The organism is Bradyrhizobium sp. USDA 223, from assembly GCF_044909005.1.
GTDB lineage: Bacteria > Pseudomonadota > Alphaproteobacteria > Rhizobiales > Xanthobacteraceae > Bradyrhizobium > Bradyrhizobium yuanmingense.
On the sequence record NZ_JBIYDR010000001.1, the window covers coordinates 1,057,948 to 1,078,964 of the forward strand.

Genomic DNA, 21,017 nt, shown 5'->3' on the forward strand with positions numbered 1-21,017 from the left:
TTGCCCGATCTTGAGCCGGGCCCGGGCCGCATTGTTAAGCCAAGCGCGGGGCGGCTGGAAGATGCAGCGATGCGGCGCGGCAGCGCGTCCGAAGCAGGCCTTGCGTCAGCCGATCACCGACGAGCCGAGCAAAGCGAGAACGGCGAGCGCCATGACTGCGGTGCCGAGCCAGCCCAGCGCGATCAGCCAGGAGCGAGCCCTGAAGCGGCCCATGATGGTCCGGTTCGAGACGATCAGCATCATCATCGCCATGATCGGGACGGCGACGATGCCGTTGAGCACCGCGCTCCACACCAGCATGTTGATCGAGTCGATGCCGGTGAAGCCGAGGCCGAAGCCGATCAGGGTTGCCGCGGCGATGATGGTGTAGAAGCCGGCCGCTTCGTCCGGCTTGGCCTCCAGCGTGGCGCGCCAGCCGAAGATCTCGGCAACGCCATAGGCCGCCGAGCCCGCCAGCACGGGAATGGCGAGCAGTCCCGTGCCGATGATGCCGGTCGCGAACAGGGCGAAGGTGAAATCGCCGGCCAGCGGCCGCAGCGCTTCGGCCGCTTCCGTCGCCGAGCCGATATTGGTGATGCCGTTGGCGTGCAGCACCGATGCGGTGGTCAGGATGATGAAGAAGGCGATGCAGTTCGAGAGCAGCATGCCCGAGATGGTGTCTGTCTTGATGCGGTCGAGCTCGTGATCGCCGCCGCGCTTGAGCTGGCGAAGCGGCTCGTCGCGCTCGCCCTGGTTCATCTCCTCGACCTCCTGAGAGGCCTGCCAGAAGAACAGGTAGGGGCTGATGGTGGTGCCGAGCACGGCGACGACCATCAGGAGATAGTCGGCGCTGACATTCGGCTTCGGCCAGACCGCGGCGAGCAGCGCCGTGCTCCAGGGAATCTGCACCGTGAAGGCGGTCGCGACATAGGCGAACAGCGCCAGCGTGAGGAATTTCAGCACCGGCGAATAGCGGCGATAGGGCACGAACACCTGCAGCAGGGTCGAGCCGGCCGCGAAGATCAGCGCGTGCTCGTGGTTGAGGCCGCCGATGACGAGCGAGAGCGCCTCGGCCATCGCGGCGATGTCGGCGGCGATGTTGAACGTGTTCGCGGCGACCAGCATTGACACCAGCGCCAGCACTGCCCAGCGCGGCGCGACGCGCATGACGTTGGCGGCGAGCCCCTTACCGGTGACGCGGCCGATCTGCGCGCTGACGAGCTGGATCGCGATCATGAACGGCGTGGTCAGAAACACGGTCCACAACAGACCGAAGCCGAATTGCGCGCCGGCTTGCGAATAGGTCGCGATGCCCGACGGGTCGTCGTCGGCAGCTCCGGTGATGAGGCCGGGCCCCAGCCGTTGCAACAGCGTCGGCGCGGATTTCGTCGGGGTGAGGGCGCTGTCGCTCATGAACGGGCTCGAACGGGTGCGGACGTCGTCTTTAGCAAATGCGAATCGAATACCATAAGTTCCCGCTGCCGAAGCGGACGGCTGATTTCCGAAAATGCTAAGTCGCGTTTGCTCCGTCGGGCAAAACAGGGCTATATTGCCATCATCGGCCTATTTGATGCTGACGAACATGCCCCAGGCGGCGGCCAGCGCCGCGCCGGTGAAGAGAACCACCGGGTTGTCGCAGAACGTGCCGCCGTAGCTGCACACGTTCGCGCCGAATTGGCCGAGCTCATGACGGCTCGCGGAATAGAACAGTCCCGACAGCACCAGCAATGCAGCGGCGACGTAATACATCGAAGGTCTCTCCGGCTTGCCCCCGTCCATTCGACATGTCCCAGCATGAGGCGAAGAGATTTCACTTCGGCCAATCCGCTTTGCGGCATTTGAGATAAAGTTTGACCCGTCGGGCAAAACACCGGCAAGATGGCACCATCGACCGTGCCGGCGTGATGGCTGGTCGTCGACATCAAAAAGGCCCCGCATCGCGGGGCCTTCGTCGTGTCGGGGCTCTGCTGCCTATCGCCGCATTCCATAGAGCTCGCGCTCGCGGACGATATCCTCCGGCGACAATGGCGGGCTTGCGGCGTCGAAGTCGCTCCAGCCGGACTTCTGCCAGGCGGCGCTGCGCTCCTGAAGGTTGACCGATCGTTCGTGCAGAAGCGCATCGAGGCGCGCGCGGTCCTGGTCCGGCACCCTCGCCGACACCAGCGTGCCGCCGCGGCGGACGCCCTCGGCATAACGCGATGCGTCTTCCTTCGAGACGCCGGCCTGCGTCAGGGCGCCGACGATTCCGCCCGTGGCCGCGCCGGCAGCAGCGCCTGCCGCGGTCGAGGCGAGCCATCCGGCCGCGACCACCGGGCCGAGACCGGGGATGGCGAGGAGGCCGAGACCTGCGAGCAGGCCGGCGGCGCCGCCGAGCCCCGCGCCGATGCCGGCACCGGTGCCGGCGCCTTCGGCGCGATCGTCGACGCCGTCGCGGTCACGATCGACCTTGCCGGCGACCTTGCCGGAGCGTGAGCCGTACCAATTGTCCGAATTGTTGGCGACGAGGCTGATGTCGGAATGCGGCACGCCGGCGCTTTCGAGCCGGATCACGGCGCGCTCGGCATCGGCGTAATTGTCGTACAGGCGAGAGATGGTCGTCGTCATGTCTGGATCTCCTGATTTCGCGAATTTCTTGCGCGAATTACTTGGCGGGGTTGACGTTGCCCTGGAAGTCGACGCTGACGTCGGTCTTGGTGCCGGCCTTGTCGGCCTTGCCGCGCCAGACGCCCTCGTTGTCCTTCTGCAGGCCGGAGACGTTGGAATAACCCGCGCCCTCGATCCGCGATTTCGCCTGTCCTTCGGTGAAGCTGTTGCGGCCCGCGACCGGTGCGTTGGAGTTGTTCTGGTCGGAGCTGTTCACGGCGTTGTTGCCCGGCCCGCTTTGCGCCGGTTGCGACTGGGCGCCGGCGGGCGCCGAACCGAGCAGCAACAAGGTTGTGGCCAGAACTGTCAGACGTTTCATGTTGTTGTCTCCTGCAAGTGATTGTGCGGGCGACAACAAGTGAGAGTCGGATTGGTTGCTATTCTGAAGGAGAAGTTTGCTGCGGCGCTTCGGTCGGGACAATCCGGCAGCGGCGTTGCCGAGCGAGCTACGGGCATCGCTCGTCCGCTACGCTACTTCGAGGATTGCACGGACTCGGCCTGGCCCTTGGTGGGCTCCCACGGCGCCGGAAGGATCACGCGGATGGGGCGCGCGTCGGTTGTGGTTTGAACGACGGTTGGGGCCTTGTCCTTCGGGGGCTCGGCCAGCGCCACGCTGACCAGGGCGAGCAGCATCGCCAGCGACGTCGTCACGATCCGCAAGTCGAGCATGGAAGCCTCCTGTTTCCGCACCAACGCGATCGGGCGGAGTTGGTTCGGCTTTAAGAACCGGGAACAAGCGGCAATTCGTGACGTTTGTAGTCTACACGCCTGGATCACCGGGCTGCTGGAGGAGGACACACGATGAAGTTCAAAACGATCATTGCCGCCGCCGTGCTGACGTCGGTTGCGGCTCCCGCGTTTGCGCAATCGTTCTACGTTGTGCAGGACGTCAAGACCAAGAAGTGCACCATCACCGAGTCGAAGCCGACGACCACGGAAACGACGGTCGTCAGCGGCGACACGGTGTACAAGACGAGGGCGGAAGCCGAGGCCGGCATGAAGACCGTCAAGGTCTGCACCTCGAACTGATGCACTGCGGGAAGGTCTCACCCGAGCCTGCGCTCGAAACAAAGCCCACGCGGAGCGATCCGTCGCGGGCTTTGCTTTCGGAAACTCATGTCGCGAAGCCTGATCCGTGCTCCGCCCGTCACGCGCGGCCAGGATAGGAACTCCGTCCGTCTCGGCCGATTGTCGCCAGCGCTATAAACGACGGTGAGCCAGCTTCGACCATGCAATCACGCTATCCCTTGCTGAAGAGGTGGACGGCGGAAGAGCATGAGCGGCTGAAAGCGCTGGCTGAAGCCGGAGGCCGGCCCGACGAGATTGCCGCAGAGCTGAATCGGACCGAAGCGGCGGTGCGGGTGCGCGCCTGGCAGCACGGCATCGCGCTGGGTTCCGCCCCGACCAAGCGCGGCAAATAGCGCGTGCTGGGGCGTATAATCATCAACGCGCCGCCCTAGCAAAGACCGGTTGTTTGCTGCATCACGCGCGCCAGGTCATCTTCGGTGAAGGGCTTGCGGAGCAATGGAAGGCCGCCTCGTCGCGGCTCCCGGCCGGATACCTGCAGCACCTTCACGGCCGGACGCAGGCGTCGAGCGCGTTCGGCCAATTCATGACCATCCATGCCCGGCATGTTGATGTCCGTCATCAGGATGGAAATGCTTTCATTGTCCCGTAAGGCGTCGAGTGCTTCGCCGCCGCTCTGGGCGCAAACGACCTTGCAGCCGAGGTCCTCCAACATGCTTGCGAGTACGTCGCGCACGTTGGGATCATCATCGACAAGCAAGACCGTGTAACTCATGGGCAAGAACTCCTTGCCCGTCAACTTAGGCAAATCCGATACGTTCCCTGGCAAAGGCGCTTTGGCACTCCGATCGCGTTGACTGCCAAGGTACAAAGGTCCGTTGGACTTACTTCACCGATCGGACCTTGGTCTCGTCGCCGGACGGGCCGGGCGCGGCGCCTGCTGCTGGAATCTCATGCGCGGATTGATATCGCAATAGCTGGTCCACCGTCCGGATGCCGAGGCCAGGCACTGCTCTCTCGTTTCATACATGCACTCGCCGGGGTAGCCAACATTGCCACCGAAGACGCACCAGGGATAGTCGCGGCCGGCCTTTGCTGCTGAAGAAAGCCCCAGCAGCAGGGCCCCAATAAGCAAAGCGAATCGCATTTTACTCTCCATCATGCAAAGTCGGCGGACTATAGAACATCCCGAAATGGACGCGAGCCTCGAAGGCAATCCGCAGGGCGCTGGCCATCGACCAAGGAGATGTTGTTCTGTTCGCGGTGCAGCAGAGGCGAGATCGCAGGAGTGAATTGCTCCTCCCAATGGTCGGCAACAGGCGAAGACGGGAGCGCCACCAGCGGAAGTCGCCGTTCCGCCCGTACAATCGCCTGGTCGGCGCAGGTCGAATGTTGATTCAAATCAATGGTTATCCCGACGCTTCGAGATCAATTGCTTCGGATGCTGCTTGATCTCACCAGGAGATGAGCATGCGGATATTCGCTCTCGCTGCTGTCCTGAGCCTGACGCCGGCTACGGCCTTCGCCATCTCCGAGTGCAGCGTCACCGGCAGCCCATCTGTGTTCGGCGTGGACATGACCGCCTACTTCGCGGTCAAGTCGGGCGAAACGTGCAATTTCCCGATGCGAATTCCGGGAGCGATGCATCGCTCGGGCGTGGCCCGGAAGCCCGCGCACGGCAAGCTCAGCCAAGTCAACGTAACGACGTTCAGGTACACCGCGGCATCCAACTACAAGGGCACCGATACGTTCGCCATCTATGGTGAAGGAAAGGGTCCGTACGGCTCGGGCAAGTCGGTCATGACGGTGAATGCAACGATAGAGTAGTAGCTGCCAATGAACCATCGCAGCGCCTCTTGGCAACTCACGATGCCGGGTCAAAACCGACAAAGCTTTCTCCAGCAGATGTTGTCCGCCTGACCATCGACAGCCGACATTCCCTTATACGTAGCGGCGGCCAGCGCGCACGCCTCTCCTTCGAGACGGCGCTGACGCGCCTCGAAACTGGTCCGTGTCAGTGCCCTCTGAAAATGCAGCCACGCACGTCGTCCTCACCTTGAGGAGCCCGCTCAAGGCGGGCGTCTCGAAGGATAATTACGGCGGAAGCTCTCAAATGTGATGGCCGCTGTCGACGGGTAAGACGCAAACCCGGCCGGCGAAAGCGGGATCAGCGTTCAATTCTGCACACAAGCACGCCGAAGGCTGCGGTGTAGCCCACGGACGAAACACGTCTGAAACAGTGCTGAAACCAGATCGTCCTGAACTCGGCGCCCGCCGGGGCCGACCAACCAAGCGAAACGGAGAGACAATCATGATCCAGATCGGTTCGAAGGAAGAAGTCGCGCTGCTGCTGGCGCTGTTTGGAACGCATACCCAGCCGGCGCAGCGGCCGAAGCCGAAATCGCAAGCGAGGTGACAGACGCCATGCCCGGCTTGGCCGAATGCCAGAGCCTGCTCAGGCTCCTGATCGCCAGGGGCGATCCCAAGGCCATCCCGCTTGCCAAGGGCGCCATCGACCAGTACCTGAACACCGCACCGTTAAGCATGCGCGGGCGGGGCCTGCGCGTGCTCCAACGCGATGCGCTGGACCAGCACGATGCCGCCGTCGGGGTGCAGCGCTCGTTCGCCGAGACGGTGGACGCCTATATCGAGCGCAAGCTTGCCGAGGAGTGAGGCCGGCCCACGGTCGCGGATCCCCCGTGTTCCCGGAACTCATTGATCCCAAGCGATTTTTTTCGACGCGCTAGCAACCTTTGCCCGCTCTTGGGCCTATAGGCCAAAGGAATGCGGTCATGGCCCGATATTACTTCGACCTTCGCGACGACAAGGGAATTGCGCTGGACGAGGAGGGGCTGGAATTGTCGAGCCCGCGTGCCGTTCAGGCCGAGGCGGCCAAGTCGGTCGCTGACCTCGCGCGTGATGCGCTGCTCTCCGCGCCGCTCACCGGCGACCGGCAGGAGCTGGCGATCGACGTGCGCGATGCCAGCGGTCCCGTCATGCAGGTGAAGTTCTGCTTCCAGATCGAAGATTTGAAGTCGCGGCCGCGCTCACGCGGTCATTGACGCGTCAGCGTCGGGCGGGACGGCTCGGGCAGGGGCGGGCGCAATTGCTCCGACTCCAGCACGGCGATCTTTCGGCCGAGCTGCCAGACCTCGACCTTGCCGAGCCGCGTGAACTTTTTGGCGATGACCACCGCGCTGGAATCGGACGGGGCTTCGAACGCTTCGGCGGAGCGGAAGACGCCGTTCTCGCCGACGAGATAAGCGCGATATTGCATCATGTCGGCGCCCTCAGGCCGGGCGAGCGCAGCCAGGAATCGATCTGCATGGCGGTTTCGTCCCGGCGCGCCTGGCGCAGCAGCATGTCGCGGCGGGGGCCAGGGGTCAACTTGCGCGCTTCCTCGCGGCAGCGCTCCGCTTCGTCCGCGAGTCTCTCGCGCAAGGTGGTGGTCTGTTTGAAACGACGCCGCTTTTGCATGGCGTTCTCCCTCGTTGAAGTAGGCGGGAGCGCAACTGGCGTTCTCGTCACCGATCTCTGCCAGGTGCCTTGCGGTGATGGATTAACCTTATGCCTTCTGCAGTGGCGAGTCACATCATTTGATATGACGCGCCGATTTATTTTCGGGCGAAATTTGAGCGTGTTGAGTGGCTTACTCATCTTGTGCCCGGCGAGTCCTAAAGTTCAATATTGAGCAAAGGCGACCTGTGTTAGTTGATGTTGCATCACCGGCCAAAGGCTTCGTCCGTAGGCGTCGGTGGCTGAGAGACCGAGCGCGCTCCCGCCTGCAAAGCGAAGGGAGCACCGCGATGACCGTCTATCGGCCCTTGCCAGCCGACCGTGAGTTGGCCGAATACATGCGCCAATTCGTGCGCGAATGCCGCGAGCTGTTGAAGCAATCGCCACCCGATACGTTTCTGGGACGCAAGACGCACGAGCCTTTCCAGGGCGACGGCGACGCTACGCCGAACGAGGAGCGCTGACCGTCAGCGCAATCGCGATCGCCGGCAACAGGCCGGCCTGCAAGGTGCGGGTTTGCTCCGCGCCGTCACAGATGGTCCGGGCGATCGCGCGCTGACGTATCAGGGCGAGGCAAAGCCGTTCTGCTTCGAGGAGGGCGGCATCGGCGCGCGCCAACAAAGGATCGTCCGTTGATCCGTGCATGGGCGGTGCAACGCGGTGTGTTGCCGGTTGTTCCTGGTGGTGCTCCCCGGGTGTGACTCTGGCGACAGCGCGCGGTATTTCTTGTTGTTGCGTGAACCCCTCTATCTTGCGCTCACCCGGGCGGACAACGCCGATTGACATTGTTCCCTATTTGTTCTAAAGAGGTTTCTGTTTCAACCTCTGGGCGAACAGCCGAAGTTTGACTCACACTGGAATTTCTGCGGGGTCGTTGATGAGTAGCTCCCTTCTCTCTTTTGTCCTGTTGAGCAGACCGATGACGCCTGACATGTCAGCAGTCGCCAAAGTTCTTCACGCCCGCCATCCGGAATTGGCAGCAGAGGCGCCGGACGATGACGAGCTGCAACCGGCTCAGGCGAATTCGCCGCTCATCCGCTGTGGCAACGAGCTTGTTGCGGTCATGTCGATGCCGGCGCCCATCCCGCAGGATCCGGGGCTTCCCTCCAGTGGTTGAACAAGTCGGAAGGGTTCACGCGAAGTGATCCACGCTTCACAGGCGCGCTTCCACCCTTTCCGGCACCGGGCCCCGATGAAAAACGGTTCGGTCAGTTGCCTCCGACAACGGCCGCTCCGGCAGATCCGCTGGTGCTCCAATCCGATCCGCACTCAGGAGTGACGTATCAATATTACGACAATCCGTTGGCAGGCGGCACGCCTGTGGTGCGTAATGCAATCAATGCACTTGCTTTGACGGCTGGAGGGACTGCCACCGCCGCCCTAGCTCCCTCTATCCTTCCCTGGCTGCTCGGCATTGGAGGCATTTTGGCGTTTACGCGCGCTGCCAACGCGGAGGAAAGTCGTTCCGGCGCGACGATGGGGGCTGCCGCTCCTGGCGGAGGAGTGTTCTCGACGGGAGCGCCTGCGCAGAACACAGTGAATAATGGACACAACCTTGGCAACGCGACTGGCATCAGGGGCGTTTTGACACCATTGACCCCTAACCCGCAGCTGGGCGGCGCTTCCCCGTTTGATCCAGAGGTGCCCGCTGGCACTTTTGCAGATCGCTTCGGGGAGTGGACCACTACCGCAGCTGGCACCATGCCCGCGAAAAATCCCCCAGCAGCGTCCACATCTGTCGCAGGATCAGTCGCGCCTGAAGACGTTCGCCGTCTCGCCCGTGTAAATGAGGCGAATGCGGGCAACGTGTTCACGACGGGCAGTGCGCCAGTCCCGTATCTACCATTCACCGAATTCGATGGGCGGTTTGGCAGTTGGACCGTCCCGACCGCTGGCGGCCAGCAGCCGCAACCGAGCAAGCCGATCGGCGTGTTTGCAGACGAGCCGAGCTACCTCATTCCTCCACCCATCTTTGGAGTGGATGGGCCCGTCAATCCGCAGACCGACAGTGAGGAATGGTTCTCGCGCTGGATACGATCTTTGCTTCGGTCCGAATGACATCTGTGGTGAAGCGAGAGCCGTCATTTGACACGTCGGGCAAAACACTGGCAGAATAGCATCATCGAAAAATTCGGAACAAGCTCGCGGATCTGCCGCGGGCTTGTTTGTTTTGGCGGCGCAGAGACGTTCGTGCGTTACGCGCCACCCGGCCCGAACCACCGCGTCAGCGCCTCCACAAGTCCGCGTTGGCTCTCGTCGCCTACCCAGGCCACATGGCCATCGGGCCGCACCAGCACCGCGCTCGGCGCAGCCACCGGTCCGATGGCCGGAAGCTGCCAGGCGCCGTCGTAATCGGCATCGACGAACTCCAGGCGATCCGCCCAGGGCGTGATGTCGATGCTGCCGCGCTTGCCGAAATTGAGCAGCACGCCGCGCGCGCCGTGCAGCAGCGTGAACAATCGTAGCTTCCGCCCGCCCGCCACGAGATCGAGATCGGGCATGCGGCGGCCGAGCAGCGCGTGGCCTGCGCCGAGGTCGTAAGCGATGTCGAGCCCGCTCATCATCGCGCCAAGGCGCTGTCGCGGCTCGTCCATGGCGAGCAGCTCGGCGATCACCTCGCGCGCGGCCTTGCGGCCGTCGTCGCCGCGGCGGAGCAGGGCGATCTGCGCCATGGTGTTCTTTAGCACGCGCGCGGCCACGGGATGGCGCTCGCCGTGATAGGTGTCGAGCAGGCTCTCGGGCGAGGTGCGCCCCACCACCTGCGCCAGCTTCCAGCCGAGATTGACCGCGTCCTGCACACCGAGGTTGAGGCCCTGGCCGCCGACGGAATGATGAATGTGGGCGGCATCGCCGGCGAGCAGCACGCGGCCCCTGCGATAGGACGCCGCCTGCCGCGCCGCGTCGGTGAAGCGGGAGATCCAGGCGGGGTTGTGCACGCCGAAATCGGTGCCGTAGACGGATTCGAGCGCCGCGCTGAGATCGCGCAAGCTCGGCTCGCCGCTGCGCGCAAGCTCGGCTTCCGTCACGACGACCAGCACGCGCCCGCTCTCGGTCTGGCTGAGGCCGTGGAAGCCGAGCGCGTCGTGACGCAGGCCGAACTCCGGCGGCTCGCGCATCTCGACCTCGGCCATGAGGTTGCTGAGCGAAGGTTCTGAGCCGGGGAAGTCGATGCCGGCGCTCTTGCGCACCGCGCTGCGGCCGCCGTCGCAGCCGACGAGATAAAGCGCGCGCAGGCGCATCCCGCTGGACAGCGTGACGTCGAGGCCGGTGTCGTCTTCCGCAAAGCCCGTCACCTCGCGGGCGCGATAGATCGGCACCGCGAGCTCGGAGACCCATTCGGCCAGCAGGCGCTCGATCTGGTTCTGCCGCAGCGCGAGCCCGTAAGGATGGCGGGTGGGGAGATCGCCGATGTCGAGCCTGGTCCAGGCGAAGCCAGCGAGCTGGGTGATCTGCCCTTCGCGCAGGAAGCGCTCGGCGACGCCGCGCTGATCGAGGATCTCGATGCTGCGCGCGTGCAGTCCGCCGGCGCGCGTCTCGGCGATGTCATGGCTCGCGCGCCGCTCGACTAAGGCGACGTCGACTCGAGCCAGCGCGAGCTCGGCGGCCAGCATCAAGCCGGTCGGGCCGGCGCCGGCGATGATGACATCATGGCCGGTGGCAGTTGCGCGTTCTGCTCGCGGCCGGGACGTCGGAAGCGGGAAAGGCATGTCGTGACCCCTCGACTGATTGTTCAGGCCGAGAGGTCTTACGCGATCGCCGGGGGCTTGAAGCAAGTCCCATGCGCACCACATATTGAGCTCGGAGGAGGGGCTTTGCGATTTGCGCGCTGTCGATTGACGCGTCGGGCAAAACACCTTCAAAATGGCATCATCGAGATGCGCGCCGCTCGTGGCGCAGCTCAATCGTCCTTCGACATATCGCCGGGTTTTGTGGGCAGATCGATGCTGCCGCCCTCGCCATGCGCGAGATCGCGGCCGTCATCCGCCGTCGCGCCGGCGTCTTCGACGATCTGCGTGGAGTGTTCCTTGTCGATGCGCGGCTTTGAGGGCGGACGATCTCGCGACGTGTCGTCTTGCGATGTGCCGGGTGAGGTCATCTTCATCGTCATGGCCGGTCGCTCCTGATTGTCCAACGCGGCTTGCGCGAATTCGTTCGTTTGACACGTCGGGCAAAACACTGGCAGAATGGCATCATCGAAACGAGTTTGACTTGGCCCGCGCGGGACGCAATCCGCGGCGGGCTTTTTAAATTCAGCGGAAGGTTTTGACACGTCGGGCAAAACACCGGCAGAATGCCATCATCGAGACGAGCTTGGTTCACCCGCGCGGAACAATCCGCCGCGGGTTTTTTCGTTCTCGATGTCGCAATCGGACGGCGGCGGCGCATTGCGGCCACGCACTCGCTTGATAACGCGTTGAGAGAGCGCCGATCGGCGCGCCGTCGTCCGAACCATTGCTGGCCGTGCACGCGCGAACGTGCCGGCCCGCGGCGCAGGGCCGCGTGCCCGCGCCGCTGCGGTCTCCGGGACCGGAGATAGGGTTCGCGCCCGAAACGATCGCGCTCTTCGCGCGATCTGCCGCGCATTTTCTTGACAAGGAGAGATGATGACCGCCTACCTGATATCGCTTGCCGTCGCGGGCCTCGTTGCCATCGTGCTGTGGGAGACGTTTGCGTGAGCGAGGACATCGTCGAAGGTGAACCCGAGCGCGCACCGGTCCGCTTACCCCCGCGAGCGAAGACCTCGCGGGCGCGTAACCTGACCGAAATCCGCTCGCTTGCGCGCAGCCACACCAGGACGGCCATCAGGGTGCTCGTCGGCGTCATGCGCAGCGAGGATGCAACGCCCGCGGCGCGCGTCTCGGCGGCCAACGCCATCCTCGATCGCGGCTGGGGCAAGGCCGCACAGCCAGTCGAGAACGGCGAGGACGGCGTGCTGGAATTGATCCACCGGATCGAACGCATCATCGTGCATCCGCCGAGCTCGAACAGCGGTGACGCCGTCACGACGCTCGAGATGGCGGAGCTTCCAATCTGCAATCGCGCCTCGATTGACCGTTGACCCGTCGGGCAAAACACTGGCAGAATGGCATCATCGACAGAAGTTGGTGTTGCCCGCGCGGATGCGATCCGTCGCGGGTTTTTCGTTTGATGCCTTTGCGAACGAGGGCATCTCGTGTCCATCCTGAAAATTCCGACGGCGAAAATCTTCGAGCCGCTGCTCAAACCTGCGCGCTACAAGGGCGTTTATGGGGGACGCGGCTCGGGCAAGTCGCATTTCTTCGGCGAGCTCCTGGTCGAGACCTGCCAGGCCGAGCGCGGCACGCTCGCGGTCTGCATCCGCGAGGCGCAGCGCACGCTGGCGCAATCGTCGAAGCGCTTGATCGAAGGCAAGATCGCAAGCCTCGGGCTCGGGCACGGCTTCAAGTTATTCAGCGACAAGATCGAGACGCCCGGCGACGGACTCATTATCTTCCGCGGGCTTCAGGATCACACCGCCGACTCGATCAAATCCCTGGAGGGGTTTCGCATCGCCTGGATCGACGAGGCGCAATCCTTGAGCGCACGCAGCCTCGCGCTGCTGCGGCCGACGATCCGCGCCAAGGACTCCGAGCTCTGGTCGAGCTGGAATCCGCGTCGCAAGAGCGATGCGATCGACGATTTTCTGCGTGGGCGGCAGCCGGACGGCGCCGTGGTCGTGAAGGCGAACTGGCGCGACAATCCCTGGTTTCCGGATGTGCTCGAGGAGGAGCGGGTGCTCGACCAGAAGCTCTATCCGGAGCGCTACGATCACATCTGGGAGGGAGACTATGCACGCGCCTTCGAGGGTGCTTATTTCGCCTCGCTGCTCTCGGAAGCGCGCGCGCAGGGGCGGATCGGCAAAGTTGCCGCAGATCCGCTGCTGCCGCTCCGTGCCTTCATCGACATCGGCGGCGCCGGCGCCGCCGCAGATGCCTTCACGATCTGGGTCGTTCAGTGGGTCGGCAGCGAGCTGCGAGCCGATCTTCAGCACCTGCGGAGGTGGCGAAAGAGCGTGGAGCAGGCCCAGAGCTACACCTTCAAGGCAGTGATCACAGTGATTGCCACTGGCCTGATGGGTGCCGTCTGGCTTGGCGTCAAGGTGGTACTGGGTAAATGAGCCTTCATGGCGCCGTTGACGTCGCTCCGTGCCCGATCAGGATCTGCTGCCCAATGAGTGGCTCATGTACAGAATTCGTATCGTCGATGCGTCCGATGATGACGTTGCTGAAACCTTAGCCGATCTGCATCGACTCACGTTTTTCGATGCCGCGGCGATGCCCACGTTCGACCTCGGCGCGTGGTGGATGGCTTATCACGACGCGGACGCAGTCGCGTTCGCCGGAATTGTGCCCTCGACCCACGTTCGAAGCGCCGGCTATTTCTCCAGAGTTGGCGTGTTGCAGCGGCATTGGGGACGTGGCCTTCAGCGCAGATTGATGCGTGCGGTGGAAGCGAGGGCGCGGCGTATCGGATGGGACAGCATTGTCTCCGATACAACGGACAACCCGGTATCAGCGAACAACTTCATTCAGGCGGGTTATCGGCTGTTCGAGCCCGAGACCCCTTGGGCCTGGGCGCATACGCTCTATTGGCGGAAGTGGCTGCACTGAGCAGGTTTGCCGCCGCACGGAACGCGCCGTCTATCTAATGGCCAGTACGCGCCTGGAACGTCCGAGGACCCGGCAGCCTGGGGGCTGCCGGGTCCTTTTTGCGTATTGAAGCGATGCCGGCGTGGGACTTGCGAAGTCGGCAGCGCCGGGCTTTAAGCTTGCTCTTGCAGGAAATTCGGCGGCCATAAGCCGATGTAAGGGAGAGCGCGACCGATGCCCACCAAGCCTCAATTGCCGTTACGTTCCTCGCAAGGGACGGGAGGGCCGACCGCGCTCGATGGTCTATTGGTCGTTGATTTCACGCGTGTGGTCGCTGGCCCGGCCTGCACCCAGACACTCGCCGACTACGGTGCGCACGTCATCAAGATCGAGAATCCCGATGGCGGCGACGACACGCGCGCCTATGAGCACGCGGAGATTGGAGGTGAGAGCGCCGCCTTTCTCAGCCTGAACCGCAACAAGCGCGGCATCGCGCTCGATCTTGCCGTGCCGGAGGCGCGCGAGATCGCGCTGGACCTGATCCGCAAGGCAGATGTGGTCGTGGAGAATTTTTCGAGCGGGGTCATGAAGAAGTTCGGGCTCGACTATGAATCGGTCGCGCCGCTGAACCCGCGGCTGGTCTATTGCTCGATCTCCGCCTACGGACGCAGCGGACCGTTTGCCTCCCGGCCAGGCTTCGATCCGATCACCCAGGCGGAAAGCGGCTTCATGTCGCTCAACGGATTTGCCGATGGACCGGCGGTTCGCACCGGCCCGCCCATCGTCGACATGGCGACGGGGATGTCCGCCTGCAATGCCATCCTGCTGGCGCTGCTGGCGCGGGAGCGGCTCGGCCGGGGGCAGCATGTCGAAGTCGCCCTGTTCGACGTTGCGATGGGGATGACCGGTTTCTACGGCATGGCCTATCTCATCAACGGCGAAAATCCCGGCCGGTTCGGCAATTCGCCGAGCGGGTCTCCGACCGTCGGAGTCTACGAGGCCTCAGATGGGCCGCTCTACATGGCCTGCGCCAACGACCGGCTCTACCGCCGGCTTGTGGTCGAGGTGCTGAATCGGCCCGATCTCATCACCGATCCGCAGTTTGCGACGCGCAAAGCCCGTTCGGAGAACAAGGAGCTGCTGCGGGCAGCCATTGCCGAAGTCTTCGCCAGCGATACGCTCGAGAACTGGATGGCGAAGATGAAGCTGGCCAATATCCCGGTCGGCTATCTCCGGACGGTCGAGGAGGGTTTCAATGCCCCCGAGGCTCGCGAGCGCCATCGCTTGAACCGGATTCCGCATCCGACAGCCGAGTGGGTGCCCAACATCGAGCCGCCGATTACGATGAGCCTGACAGGCGCGGTCGACCCCGTCGCGGCACCTCTTTTGGGCGAGCACACCAAGCAGATCCTGCAAGATATGCTCGGCTACGACGAACGTCGGATCGCGGATTTTGGCGAGAAGGGCGCTTTTGGGTTGGTCAAGCCTCCGAGGTCGACTTGAGGCACTGGCTCGGCTTGATTTGGCGAAGGTCCCGCCGCATAAATGTGTGAAAGCGAGGGACACGAATGGCGCCTGGCCAGGAGCCGAGCATGACCCAGCCCGCAGGTCTGCAAGCCGGCGGTGAGGTCTATGCGGCCATGATCGCGAAGGCCCGGAGCCTCCTTCCGCGACTACGGGAGCGGGCGGCACGGACGGAGGAGCTGCGGCATCTGCCTTCGGAAACAGAGACGGATCTTCATGAGGCCGGCTTGTTCCGGATGCTCCAGCCGGCCCGGATTGGTGGCGCTGAGCTCGACTATGTCGCTCTCGTCGATTGCGCTGAACTGCTCGGGCAGGCGGATGCGTCGGTCGCCTGGAATCTCGCCAACCTGGCGAGCCATCATTGGATGCTCGGCATGTTCGAGCGACGGGCGCAGGATCTGGTCTGGGGCCGCGATCCGGATACGCTGATTGCATCCTCGTTCATTTTTCCGGCCGGGCGCGCGACGAAAGTCGAGGGCGGATACCAGTTGCGCGGCAGCTGGCCGTTCTCCTCGGGTGTTGCCTCCTGCGAATGGAACATGCTGGCAAGCGTGGTCTATTCCGACGATGAGGCGGACGGTATCGAGTATCGGATATTCCTGCTACCGAGCGGCGACTACAAGGTACTGGACACCTGGAATGTCGCGGGATTGCGCGGGACGGGGTCGTGCGATGTGGAGGTCAGCGACGCTTTCGTTCCTGACCATATGACGGTCGCCGTAGGGGACCTCTCGGGTGGCCCGACGCCGGGAAGCACGGTCAATCCGAATCCTCTGTATGCGCTGCCTGTCTTCTCACTATTTCCTTACGTCCTTTCCGGTGTCGCGCTGGGGAATGCGCAGGCGTGCCTCGACGATTACACGGAGGTCGCGCGTCATCGTATTTCGACCTACAACCGCGCCAAGCTGAGCGATTTTCAAAGCACGCAGATCAAGATCGCCGAGGCCTCGGCCAAGATCGACGCTGCGCGCCTGATCATGCGATCGGCTTGTCTCGATGCCATGGAGGACGCGCGGCGCGGCCATATTCCCGATATGGCGACCAAGACCAGATACCGCCGCGACGGATCCTTTTCCGTGAACTTGTGCACGGACGCAGTCTCGATGCTGTTTGCGGCCAGCGGCGCGCGCGGGCTGTTCACGAGCGGCGTGTTACAGCGGCAGTTCCGCGATGCGCACGCGATCAACTCACATCTCGCATTCAACTTCGATGCGGCCGGGACCAACTACGGACGGGTGGCCCTCGGCCTGCCCTCCGAGAATCTCACGCTGTGAGGTCGGCCGATGAATGACTTGCCGAAGCAGCCTCGCGCTCCGGATCCTGCCAACGAGCTCGCGAGCGACAGCTCGCAGATTGATCCTCGCGACTTTCGCAACGCGCTCGGGACGTATGCAACGGGCGTGACGATTATCGCGGCGGCAGCGCCCGACGGCACGCCGTACGGGCTGACATGCAATTCCTTCGCCTCGGTCTCGCTGAATCCCCCGCTGGTTCTGTGGAGCCTCGTCGTCTATTCCTCGAGCCTGACCGTCTTCCAGAACGCCAGCCATTTCAGCGTCAACGTTCTCGGCGCTTCGCAGCAGGCGCTCGCAAACAAATTTGCAAGATCGTCGGACGACAAGTTCACAGGCGTCGACTGGACCCCTGGCCTCGGCAACGCGCCAGTGCTAGCCGAGAGCGTCGCCAACTTTCAATGCCGCTCCGTGAATCGCTATTATGGCGGTGACCACGTGATCTTTCTCGGCGCGGTCGAGGCATATACCTACAATGCGAAGGAGCCGCTGCTCTTTGCGCGAGGGGCGTTCGGTCGTTTCATAGCCGACGATGAGCGCAAGAACGTGCCGTAACGCGCCCCCTATACTGCTTTGCGCTCTGCCGCCGAAAGCTTGTAGATCTCCAGCGCGTCCGCGTCCGCACCTCGCGCGGCCTTCGCCAGCCTGAAAAGCTGTCCGGCAAGCGCGGCCATCGGCACCGGCGTCGAGGTTGCCTGTGCAACATCGGCGACCGTATCGAGATCCTTGAGCATCGTGGCGATGTGGCCGAGCGGCGGGCTGTGAATGCCGTTGACCATTCGTGGCACGAACAGCTGGAGCGGGATTGAATCCGCAAATCCGCCGGCGAGCGCTTCGGGCAATCGGTTGGCGTCAATTCCGGCGTTCACGGCAAGGCGGGTTGCTTCCGCGAGCACGGCCATCGCGCATCCGACGATCACCTGGTTGCACAGCTTTGTGGTCTGGCCGGCGCCGACCGGGCCCATGTGCGTGAACCTGCGCGCCATGGCCAGCACATAGGGCCGCACCCTCTCGATGTCGCCAGCTTCTCCCCCCGCCATGATGGCGAGCGTGCCTTCCTCGGCGCCCTTCGTGCCCCCGGACACCGGCGCATCGATCCAGCCCGTCCCGTTCGCGTCTTTCAATCGCGTTGCGAGATCGCGCGCCGCGTCGGGATGGATAGACGAGAAGTCGACCACAAGCTTGCCCGCGCCAAGGGCTGCTGCCAGACCTTCGGGCCCGAAGATCACCTCCTCCACCGCCGCCGCATCCGTCACGCACATGAAGACGATATCCGAGCTCGCCAGCAGATCTCGGGGCGTAACCACGTGCTTGGCACCAGCCTCGACGAGCGGCGCCACCTTGCCCTCCGAGCGATTCCAGACAGCGACCTGATAGCCAGCCTTCAGCAGGCGTCGGGTCATCGGCGTTCCCATGAGTCCGAGGCCGAGATAGCCGAGCTTCTCGGTGCGGTTCTTGCTGTCGTCAGCCATAGGTTGCCTCCTTCTGTCGCAGACGCCGCTTTACCATACATAGCCTACCTGCCGGCAAGATCGCCCACCTCGCATGGCTTGCCTGATTGTTTGAACCATGAAACATTTGAGGCGGTCGGGTTGGCGGCGCCAGTCGGCGCCGGAGCAGCGGAGTGGCACGATGCGAACCGTTTCGAAGTGGATCCTGGCTTTGGGGGCGGCAGCCGCCGTGAGCGCGGGCGCAAGCCCGTCATGGGGGCAGCAGACGATCCGCGTCGGCTGGACCATCCCTGCGGAGGAGTCCAAGTACTGGATGATGCGCAGGCCGGCAGAGTTTCCCAATCTCGGCAAGACCTACAACATCGAATGGACCCAATTCCAGGGCACCGCGCCGATGACGCAGGCCCTGGCGGCAGGTGCGCTGGACTGCGCGACGCAGGCGCCGCTCTCCCTCTCCAATGGGGTCGTCGGCGGCAATCTCAAGGCCTATATCGTCGCGCAGCATGTTTTCGAGATGCCCGGCGGCTTCTCGGTTTACTGGGCCGTCAAGGATGACTCGCCCATCAAGTCAATCGCGGATCTCAAGGGCAAGACCGTCGGCATTTCCGTGATCGGTGGCGGTACGCAAGGGCCGTTCAATCTGCTCTTGAAGCAGAATGGCGTCGATCCGGCCAAGGACATCAAGCTGGTCGAGGTCGGCTTTGCCGTCTCCGAGGACGCGCTGCGCCAAGGCCGCGTCGACGCGGTCAATATGAACCAGCCGTTTGCTGCGCGCGCGGAGGCAAAGGGCGGCACAAGGAAGCTGTTCTCGCTCTCCCAGGCCATGCCGAACATCGTGCACATCCTGGAAGCCTGCCGTGCCGATTTCGTCGACAAGAACCCTGAGTTGGTCAAGGCCTATGTCCGCGATATTACCTCGGGCATGAAGAAGGCACTCGCGAACCGCGAGGAGACTCTCAAGGTCGTCAATGAAGTGCTGAAAGCCCCCATCCCGGTGCTTGAGACCTACCTGCTCAAGGACAATGATTTCGGCCGCGATCCGGGTGCTGCGCCGAACTTCCCGGCGATCCAGAAGATGCTGGATATCTATGCAGAGACAGGAATGCTGCCGAAGCTGGATGTCGCACAGTTCAAGCATCCGTCGATCGTCGCGCCGCTGCAATAGAAGCGGGCGAATTGCCGAACCAACATCGTGGCGTTCCGGATCATCCGGGACGCTGCACGAAGAAGATGCATATATGAAGAAGTTGCGATCCCGAGTCACCACAGACGGCCTCGACCGAGCGCCGCATCGTGCATTCATGCGCGCCATGGGGCTCGACGACGCTGCGATTGCGAAGCCGATGGTGGGCATCGTCAGCATGAAGGGTGAGCAGACGCCCTGCAACATGACCCACGACTTCCAGGTAGCTGCAGCCAAGACCGGGATCGAGGAGGCCGGCGGTACACCGCGTGAGTTCTCGACTGTTTCGGTGTCCGACGGCATCAGCATGAATCATGAGGGGATGAAGTTCTCCCTGTTCTCGCGTGAGCTGATCGCCGACTCGATCGAAGCCGTGGTCCATGGGTTGGCCTACGATGCGCTGATCGGATACGGCGGGTGCGACAAGACCCTTCCTGGCGTGATGATGGGAATGGTCCGCTGCAACGTGCCATCCATCTTCATCTATGGCGGCAGCTCGCTGCCCGGGCGCGTGGATGGACGTACGCTGACTGTGCTCGATTCCTATGAGGCTGTCGGCAGCTTCATGACTGGCGAGATCGACGGCGCCACGCTCGAGCGGATCGAGCGCGCCTGCCTGCCGACGATCGGTGCGTGCGCCGGCCAGTTCACCGCGAACACCATGGGCATGGTATCGGAGGCGATGGGGCTGACCATTCCCAACGTCTCGATGGTGCCCGGTGTCTATTCCGAGCGTGCGCAGATTTCGCGACGCGCCGGCCGACTGATCATGGAGATGCTGGACCGCGGCGGGCCGCTGCCGCGCGACATCGTGACGCGGAAATCCCTGGAGAACGGAGCGGCGATCGTGGCAGCGACGGGCGGCTCGACCAACGCCGCGCTGCACCTGCCGGCGATCGCGAATGAGGCCGGAATTGCATTCAGCATCGATGACGTGGGGGAGGTCTTTGCCAGGACGCCGTTGATCGGCAATCTGCGCCCCGGAGGCAAGTATACGGCGAAGGATGTCTACGATATCGGCGGCGCTGCGGTCATCATTCGCGAGCTGATCCAGAGCGGTCATATCGATGGCGGCTGCTTGTCGATCACCGGCCGCACACTTGCCGAAGAGTACGGTGTGGCCAACGCGCCCGACGGAGAGGTTGTGCACACGGCTCGTGCGCCGATCATGCCTGACGGTGGCGTCGCGGTGCTGAAGGGTAACCTCTGTCCCGATGGGGCGGTGATCAAGGTGGCGGGCTTGAAGAGCCAATTCTTCGAAGGCGTCGCGCGTGTTTTCGAGGATGAAGAAGCCTGCGTCGCAGCCGTTCGTGACCGCAGTTACAAGGCGGGCGAGGTTCTCGTGATCCGCAATGAAGGGCCAGTCGGCGGACCTGGCATGCGTGAGATGCTTGGCGTCACCGCACTGATCTACGGGCAGGGCATGGGTGAAAAAGTGGCGCTGATCACCGATGGCCGGTTCTCCGGCGCGACCCGCGGGATGTGCATCGGCTACGTGTCCCCCGAGGCATTCGTTGGCGGTCCGCTGGCGCTCGTCCGGAATGGTGACAGGATCCGGATCGATGCGGCAAATCGGCGGATGGATGTCCTGCTCGAAGAACAGGAGCTCGCTGCGCGGCGACGCGATTGGAAGCCGCGCCCGCCACGCCACCGTGCAGGTGCGCTGGCAAAATATGCGCGGCTGGTTGGGCAGGCGCCAGGCGGAGCCGTGACGCATGAAGGCCCGGCAGAATGGCCGTGGTTCGAATGACGCACCGCACGGGTGCGAAAATGACAGCCCGTCTGGCAGGCTTCT

28 protein-coding genes and 1 pseudogene are annotated in these 21,017 nt (G+C 63.5%); 16 read left to right on the plus strand and 13 right to left on the minus strand.

Translation table 11 applies throughout. From position 1 onward, the window contains the following. Nucleotides 1–105 precede the first annotated feature (105 nt). The 5 genes from ABIA40_RS04500 to ABIA40_RS04520 form a co-directional block, all read right to left on the minus strand. Entirely contained in the window at nucleotides 106–1,392 is a 1,287-nt protein-coding gene (locus ABIA40_RS04500) for an NRAMP family divalent metal transporter (RefSeq protein WP_404539380.1), read from the minus strand. A gap of 150 nt (nucleotides 1,393–1,542) precedes the next feature. Continuing rightward, the gene (locus tag ABIA40_RS04505) at nucleotides 1,543–1,728 is read right to left on the minus strand and encodes a hypothetical protein (protein ID WP_197948764.1); all 186 of its coding nucleotides are present in this window, start codon (nucleotides 1,726–1,728) and stop codon (nucleotides 1,543–1,545) included. Between the two features lie 222 nt (nucleotides 1,729–1,950). After that, the gene (locus tag ABIA40_RS04510; RefSeq protein ID WP_404539383.1) at nucleotides 1,951–2,583 is read right to left on the minus strand and encodes a hypothetical protein; all 633 of its coding nucleotides are present in this window, start codon (nucleotides 2,581–2,583) and stop codon (nucleotides 1,951–1,953) included. A 37-nt stretch (nucleotides 2,584–2,620) separates the two neighbouring features. Further along, on the minus strand, nucleotides 2,621–2,941 hold the full coding sequence (locus tag ABIA40_RS04515) for a hypothetical protein (protein WP_275511456.1): 321 nt from the start codon (nucleotides 2,939–2,941) through the stop codon (nucleotides 2,621–2,623). Between the two features lie 152 nt (nucleotides 2,942–3,093). After that, nucleotides 3,094–3,291 (minus strand): hypothetical protein, encoded by a 198-nt coding sequence (locus ABIA40_RS04520; protein ID WP_404539386.1) that lies wholly within the window; start codon nucleotides 3,289–3,291, stop codon nucleotides 3,094–3,096. Between the two features lie 132 nt (nucleotides 3,292–3,423). Between ABIA40_RS04520 and ABIA40_RS04525 the strand changes: the two genes are divergently transcribed. Both ABIA40_RS04525 and ABIA40_RS04530 read left to right on the plus strand, forming a co-directional pair. Beyond that, a complete protein-coding gene (locus tag ABIA40_RS04525) occupies nucleotides 3,424–3,651 on the plus strand; it encodes a hypothetical protein (protein WP_404539389.1) in 228 nt (75 codons plus the stop codon). 200 nt (nucleotides 3,652–3,851) lie between these two features. Further along, complete coding sequence (locus ABIA40_RS04530; RefSeq protein WP_404539392.1) at nucleotides 3,852–4,043, plus strand: SANT/Myb-like DNA-binding domain-containing protein; 192 nt, start codon at nucleotides 3,852–3,854, stop codon at nucleotides 4,041–4,043. Nucleotides 4,044–4,078: 35 nt separating this feature from the next. On the opposite strand, the gene ABIA40_RS04535 is transcribed toward ABIA40_RS04530, so the two are convergent. Both ABIA40_RS04535 and ABIA40_RS04540 read right to left on the minus strand, forming a co-directional pair. After that, nucleotides 4,079–4,423 (minus strand): response regulator, encoded by a 345-nt coding sequence (locus ABIA40_RS04535; protein WP_404539395.1) that lies wholly within the window; start codon nucleotides 4,421–4,423, stop codon nucleotides 4,079–4,081. A 114-nt stretch (nucleotides 4,424–4,537) separates the two neighbouring features. Beyond that, a complete protein-coding gene (locus tag ABIA40_RS04540) occupies nucleotides 4,538–4,810 on the minus strand; it encodes a DUF3551 domain-containing protein (RefSeq protein WP_404539397.1) in 273 nt (90 codons plus the stop codon). 308 nt (nucleotides 4,811–5,118) lie between these two features. Here ABIA40_RS04540 and ABIA40_RS04545 point away from each other — a divergent pair, with 308 nt between their 5' ends. The 3 genes from ABIA40_RS04545 to ABIA40_RS04555 all read left to right on the plus strand — a co-directional run bounded on the left by ABIA40_RS04545 (nucleotide 5,119) and on the right by ABIA40_RS04555 (nucleotide 6,710). Continuing rightward, entirely contained in the window at nucleotides 5,119–5,475 is a 357-nt protein-coding gene (locus ABIA40_RS04545) for an Ig-like domain-containing protein (protein ID WP_404539399.1), read from the plus strand. 597 nt (nucleotides 5,476–6,072) lie between these two features. Further along, a complete protein-coding gene (locus tag ABIA40_RS04550; RefSeq protein ID WP_109142991.1) occupies nucleotides 6,073–6,321 on the plus strand; it encodes a hypothetical protein in 249 nt (82 codons plus the stop codon). A 119-nt stretch (nucleotides 6,322–6,440) separates the two neighbouring features. Beyond that, entirely contained in the window at nucleotides 6,441–6,710 is a 270-nt protein-coding gene (locus ABIA40_RS04555; RefSeq protein WP_271544271.1) for a DUF6894 family protein, read from the plus strand. Here ABIA40_RS04555 and ABIA40_RS04560 read toward each other — a convergent pair. Continuing rightward, nucleotides 6,704–6,928, minus strand: a complete 225-nt coding sequence (locus ABIA40_RS04560) for a hypothetical protein (protein ID WP_157283845.1) — start codon at nucleotides 6,926–6,928, stop codon at nucleotides 6,704–6,706. The two genes, ABIA40_RS04555 and ABIA40_RS04560, sit on opposite strands and share 7 nt — an antisense overlap. Further along, entirely contained in the window at nucleotides 6,925–7,125 is a 201-nt protein-coding gene (locus ABIA40_RS04565; protein ID WP_109142994.1) for a hypothetical protein, read from the minus strand. Before ABIA40_RS04565 ends, ABIA40_RS04560 begins: the two co-directional genes overlap by 4 nt. A gap of 329 nt (nucleotides 7,126–7,454) precedes the next feature. On the opposite strand from ABIA40_RS04565, the gene ABIA40_RS04570 reads away from it, so the two are divergent. Then, the gene (locus ABIA40_RS04570) at nucleotides 7,455–7,628 is read left to right on the plus strand and encodes a hypothetical protein (protein WP_275511453.1); all 174 of its coding nucleotides are present in this window, start codon (nucleotides 7,455–7,457) and stop codon (nucleotides 7,626–7,628) included. On the opposite strand, the gene ABIA40_RS04575 is transcribed toward ABIA40_RS04570, so the two are convergent. Beyond that, nucleotides 7,606–7,782, minus strand: a complete 177-nt coding sequence (locus ABIA40_RS04575; RefSeq protein WP_404539403.1) for a hypothetical protein — start codon at nucleotides 7,780–7,782, stop codon at nucleotides 7,606–7,608. The two genes, ABIA40_RS04570 and ABIA40_RS04575, sit on opposite strands and share 23 nt — an antisense overlap. Nucleotides 7,783–8,083: 301 nt before the next feature. Here ABIA40_RS04575 and ABIA40_RS04580 point away from each other — a divergent pair, with 301 nt between their 5' ends. Then, nucleotides 8,084–8,281 (plus strand): hypothetical protein, encoded by a 198-nt coding sequence (locus ABIA40_RS04580; protein ID WP_404539405.1) that lies wholly within the window; start codon nucleotides 8,084–8,086, stop codon nucleotides 8,279–8,281. Beyond that, complete coding sequence (locus ABIA40_RS04585) at nucleotides 8,278–9,222, plus strand: hypothetical protein (protein WP_404539408.1); 945 nt, start codon at nucleotides 8,278–8,280, stop codon at nucleotides 9,220–9,222. The genes ABIA40_RS04580 and ABIA40_RS04585 overlap by 4 nt, the downstream gene beginning before the upstream one ends. 137 nt (nucleotides 9,223–9,359) lie before the next feature. Here the strand turns inward: ABIA40_RS04585 and ABIA40_RS04590 are convergent, their stop codons facing one another. Beyond that, nucleotides 9,360–10,871 (minus strand): FAD-dependent monooxygenase, encoded by a 1,512-nt coding sequence (locus tag ABIA40_RS04590; protein ID WP_404539411.1) that lies wholly within the window; start codon nucleotides 10,869–10,871, stop codon nucleotides 9,360–9,362. Between the two features lie 191 nt (nucleotides 10,872–11,062). Further along, complete coding sequence (locus tag ABIA40_RS04595; protein WP_404539414.1) at nucleotides 11,063–11,272, minus strand: hypothetical protein; 210 nt, start codon at nucleotides 11,270–11,272, stop codon at nucleotides 11,063–11,065. A gap of 564 nt (nucleotides 11,273–11,836) precedes the next feature. Between ABIA40_RS04595 and ABIA40_RS04600 the strand changes: the two genes are divergently transcribed. The 6 genes and pseudogenes from ABIA40_RS04600 (at nucleotide 11,837) to ABIA40_RS04625 (ending at nucleotide 17,143) form a co-directional block, all read left to right on the plus strand. After that, nucleotides 11,837–12,223 carry a hypothetical protein gene (locus tag ABIA40_RS04600; RefSeq protein ID WP_404539417.1) on the plus strand — a complete coding sequence of 129 codons (387 nt, stop codon included), beginning with the start codon at nucleotides 11,837–11,839 and terminating at the stop codon, nucleotides 12,221–12,223. A gap of 114 nt (nucleotides 12,224–12,337) precedes the next feature. Continuing rightward, nucleotides 12,338–12,937 (plus strand): annotated as a pseudogene (locus ABIA40_RS04605) (PBSX family phage terminase large subunit); the annotation flags it as partial. A gap of 427 nt (nucleotides 12,938–13,364) precedes the next feature. Continuing rightward, nucleotides 13,365–13,793 carry a GNAT family N-acetyltransferase gene (locus ABIA40_RS04610; protein WP_404546162.1) on the plus strand — a complete coding sequence of 143 codons (429 nt, stop codon included), beginning with the start codon at nucleotides 13,365–13,367 and terminating at the stop codon, nucleotides 13,791–13,793. A gap of 213 nt (nucleotides 13,794–14,006) precedes the next feature. Then, a complete protein-coding gene (locus tag ABIA40_RS04615) occupies nucleotides 14,007–15,275 on the plus strand; it encodes a CaiB/BaiF CoA-transferase family protein (RefSeq protein ID WP_271537179.1) in 1,269 nt (422 codons plus the stop codon). Between the two features lie 89 nt (nucleotides 15,276–15,364). Further along, on the plus strand, nucleotides 15,365–16,570 hold the full coding sequence (locus ABIA40_RS04620; protein WP_271537181.1) for an acyl-CoA dehydrogenase family protein: 1,206 nt from the start codon (nucleotides 15,365–15,367) through the stop codon (nucleotides 16,568–16,570). 9 nt (nucleotides 16,571–16,579) lie between these two features. Continuing rightward, the gene (locus ABIA40_RS04625) at nucleotides 16,580–17,143 is read left to right on the plus strand and encodes a flavin reductase family protein (protein ID WP_275500628.1); all 564 of its coding nucleotides are present in this window, start codon (nucleotides 16,580–16,582) and stop codon (nucleotides 17,141–17,143) included. Nucleotides 17,144–17,151: 8 nt separating this feature from the next. Here ABIA40_RS04625 and ABIA40_RS04630 read toward each other — a convergent pair whose 3' ends face one another. Next, entirely contained in the window at nucleotides 17,152–18,060 is a 909-nt protein-coding gene (locus ABIA40_RS04630) for an NAD(P)-dependent oxidoreductase (RefSeq protein WP_157285611.1), read from the minus strand. Nucleotides 18,061–18,220: 160 nt separating this feature from the next. Here ABIA40_RS04630 and ABIA40_RS04635 point away from each other — a divergent pair, with 160 nt between their 5' ends. Then, the gene (locus ABIA40_RS04635) at nucleotides 18,221–19,204 is read left to right on the plus strand and encodes an ABC transporter substrate-binding protein (protein ID WP_057028661.1); all 984 of its coding nucleotides are present in this window, start codon (nucleotides 18,221–18,223) and stop codon (nucleotides 19,202–19,204) included. Between the two features lie 73 nt (nucleotides 19,205–19,277). Then, nucleotides 19,278–20,972: a dihydroxy-acid dehydratase gene (gene ilvD / locus ABIA40_RS04640; protein ID WP_157285609.1), complete on the plus strand. Its 1,695-nt coding sequence runs from the start codon at nucleotides 19,278–19,280 to the stop codon at nucleotides 20,970–20,972. The last annotated feature ends 45 nt before the right edge of the window (nucleotides 20,973–21,017 follow it).

What these genes read in the sequence shown, in the direction of transcription:
- ABIA40_RS04500 (WP_404539380.1), bottom strand. Translation starts at nt 1,392, where the DNA reads ATGAGCGACAGCGCCCTCACCCCGACGAAATCCGCGCCGACGCTGTTG.
- ABIA40_RS04505 (WP_197948764.1), bottom strand. Translation starts at nt 1,728, where the DNA reads ATGTATTACGTCGCCGCTGCATTGCTGGTGCTGTCGGGACTGTTCTAT.
- ABIA40_RS04510 (WP_404539383.1), bottom strand. Translation starts at nt 2,583, where the DNA reads ATGACGACGACCATCTCTCGCCTGTACGACAATTACGCCGATGCCGAG.
- ABIA40_RS04515 (WP_275511456.1), bottom strand. Translation starts at nt 2,941, where the DNA reads ATGAAACGTCTGACAGTTCTGGCCACAACCTTGTTGCTGCTCGGTTCG.
- ABIA40_RS04520 (WP_404539386.1), bottom strand. Translation starts at nt 3,291, where the DNA reads ATGCTCGACTTGCGGATCGTGACGACGTCGCTGGCGATGCTGCTCGCC.
- ABIA40_RS04525 (WP_404539389.1), top strand. Translation starts at nt 3,424, where the DNA reads ATGAAGTTCAAAACGATCATTGCCGCCGCCGTGCTGACGTCGGTTGCG.
- ABIA40_RS04530 (WP_404539392.1), top strand. Translation starts at nt 3,852, where the DNA reads ATGCAATCACGCTATCCCTTGCTGAAGAGGTGGACGGCGGAAGAGCAT.
- ABIA40_RS04535 (WP_404539395.1), bottom strand. Translation starts at nt 4,423, where the DNA reads ATGAGTTACACGGTCTTGCTTGTCGATGATGATCCCAACGTGCGCGAC.
- ABIA40_RS04540 (WP_404539397.1), bottom strand. Translation starts at nt 4,810, where the DNA reads ATGATGGAGAGTAAAATGCGATTCGCTTTGCTTATTGGGGCCCTGCTG.
- ABIA40_RS04545 (WP_404539399.1), top strand. Translation starts at nt 5,119, where the DNA reads ATGCGGATATTCGCTCTCGCTGCTGTCCTGAGCCTGACGCCGGCTACG.
- ABIA40_RS04550 (WP_109142991.1), top strand. Translation starts at nt 6,073, where the DNA reads ATGCCCGGCTTGGCCGAATGCCAGAGCCTGCTCAGGCTCCTGATCGCC.
- ABIA40_RS04555 (WP_271544271.1), top strand. Translation starts at nt 6,441, where the DNA reads ATGGCCCGATATTACTTCGACCTTCGCGACGACAAGGGAATTGCGCTG.
- ABIA40_RS04560 (WP_157283845.1), bottom strand. Translation starts at nt 6,928, where the DNA reads ATGATGCAATATCGCGCTTATCTCGTCGGCGAGAACGGCGTCTTCCGC.
- ABIA40_RS04565 (WP_109142994.1), bottom strand. Translation starts at nt 7,125, where the DNA reads ATGCAAAAGCGGCGTCGTTTCAAACAGACCACCACCTTGCGCGAGAGA.
- ABIA40_RS04570 (WP_275511453.1), top strand. Translation starts at nt 7,455, where the DNA reads ATGACCGTCTATCGGCCCTTGCCAGCCGACCGTGAGTTGGCCGAATAC.
- ABIA40_RS04580 (WP_404539405.1), top strand. Translation starts at nt 8,084, where the DNA reads ATGACGCCTGACATGTCAGCAGTCGCCAAAGTTCTTCACGCCCGCCAT.
- ABIA40_RS04590 (WP_404539411.1), bottom strand. Translation starts at nt 10,871, where the DNA reads ATGCCTTTCCCGCTTCCGACGTCCCGGCCGCGAGCAGAACGCGCAACT.
- ABIA40_RS04595 (WP_404539414.1), bottom strand. Translation starts at nt 11,272, where the DNA reads ATGACGATGAAGATGACCTCACCCGGCACATCGCAAGACGACACGTCG.
- ABIA40_RS04610 (WP_404546162.1), top strand. Translation starts at nt 13,365, where the DNA reads ATGTACAGAATTCGTATCGTCGATGCGTCCGATGATGACGTTGCTGAA.
- ABIA40_RS04615 (WP_271537179.1), top strand. Translation starts at nt 14,007, where the DNA reads ATGCCCACCAAGCCTCAATTGCCGTTACGTTCCTCGCAAGGGACGGGA.
- ABIA40_RS04620 (WP_271537181.1), top strand. Translation starts at nt 15,365, where the DNA reads ATGACCCAGCCCGCAGGTCTGCAAGCCGGCGGTGAGGTCTATGCGGCC.
- ABIA40_RS04625 (WP_275500628.1), top strand. Translation starts at nt 16,580, where the DNA reads ATGAATGACTTGCCGAAGCAGCCTCGCGCTCCGGATCCTGCCAACGAG.
- ABIA40_RS04630 (WP_157285611.1), bottom strand. Translation starts at nt 18,060, where the DNA reads ATGGCTGACGACAGCAAGAACCGCACCGAGAAGCTCGGCTATCTCGGC.
- ABIA40_RS04635 (WP_057028661.1), top strand. Translation starts at nt 18,221, where the DNA reads ATGCGAACCGTTTCGAAGTGGATCCTGGCTTTGGGGGCGGCAGCCGCC.
- ilvD (WP_157285609.1), top strand. Translation starts at nt 19,278, where the DNA reads ATGAAGAAGTTGCGATCCCGAGTCACCACAGACGGCCTCGACCGAGCG.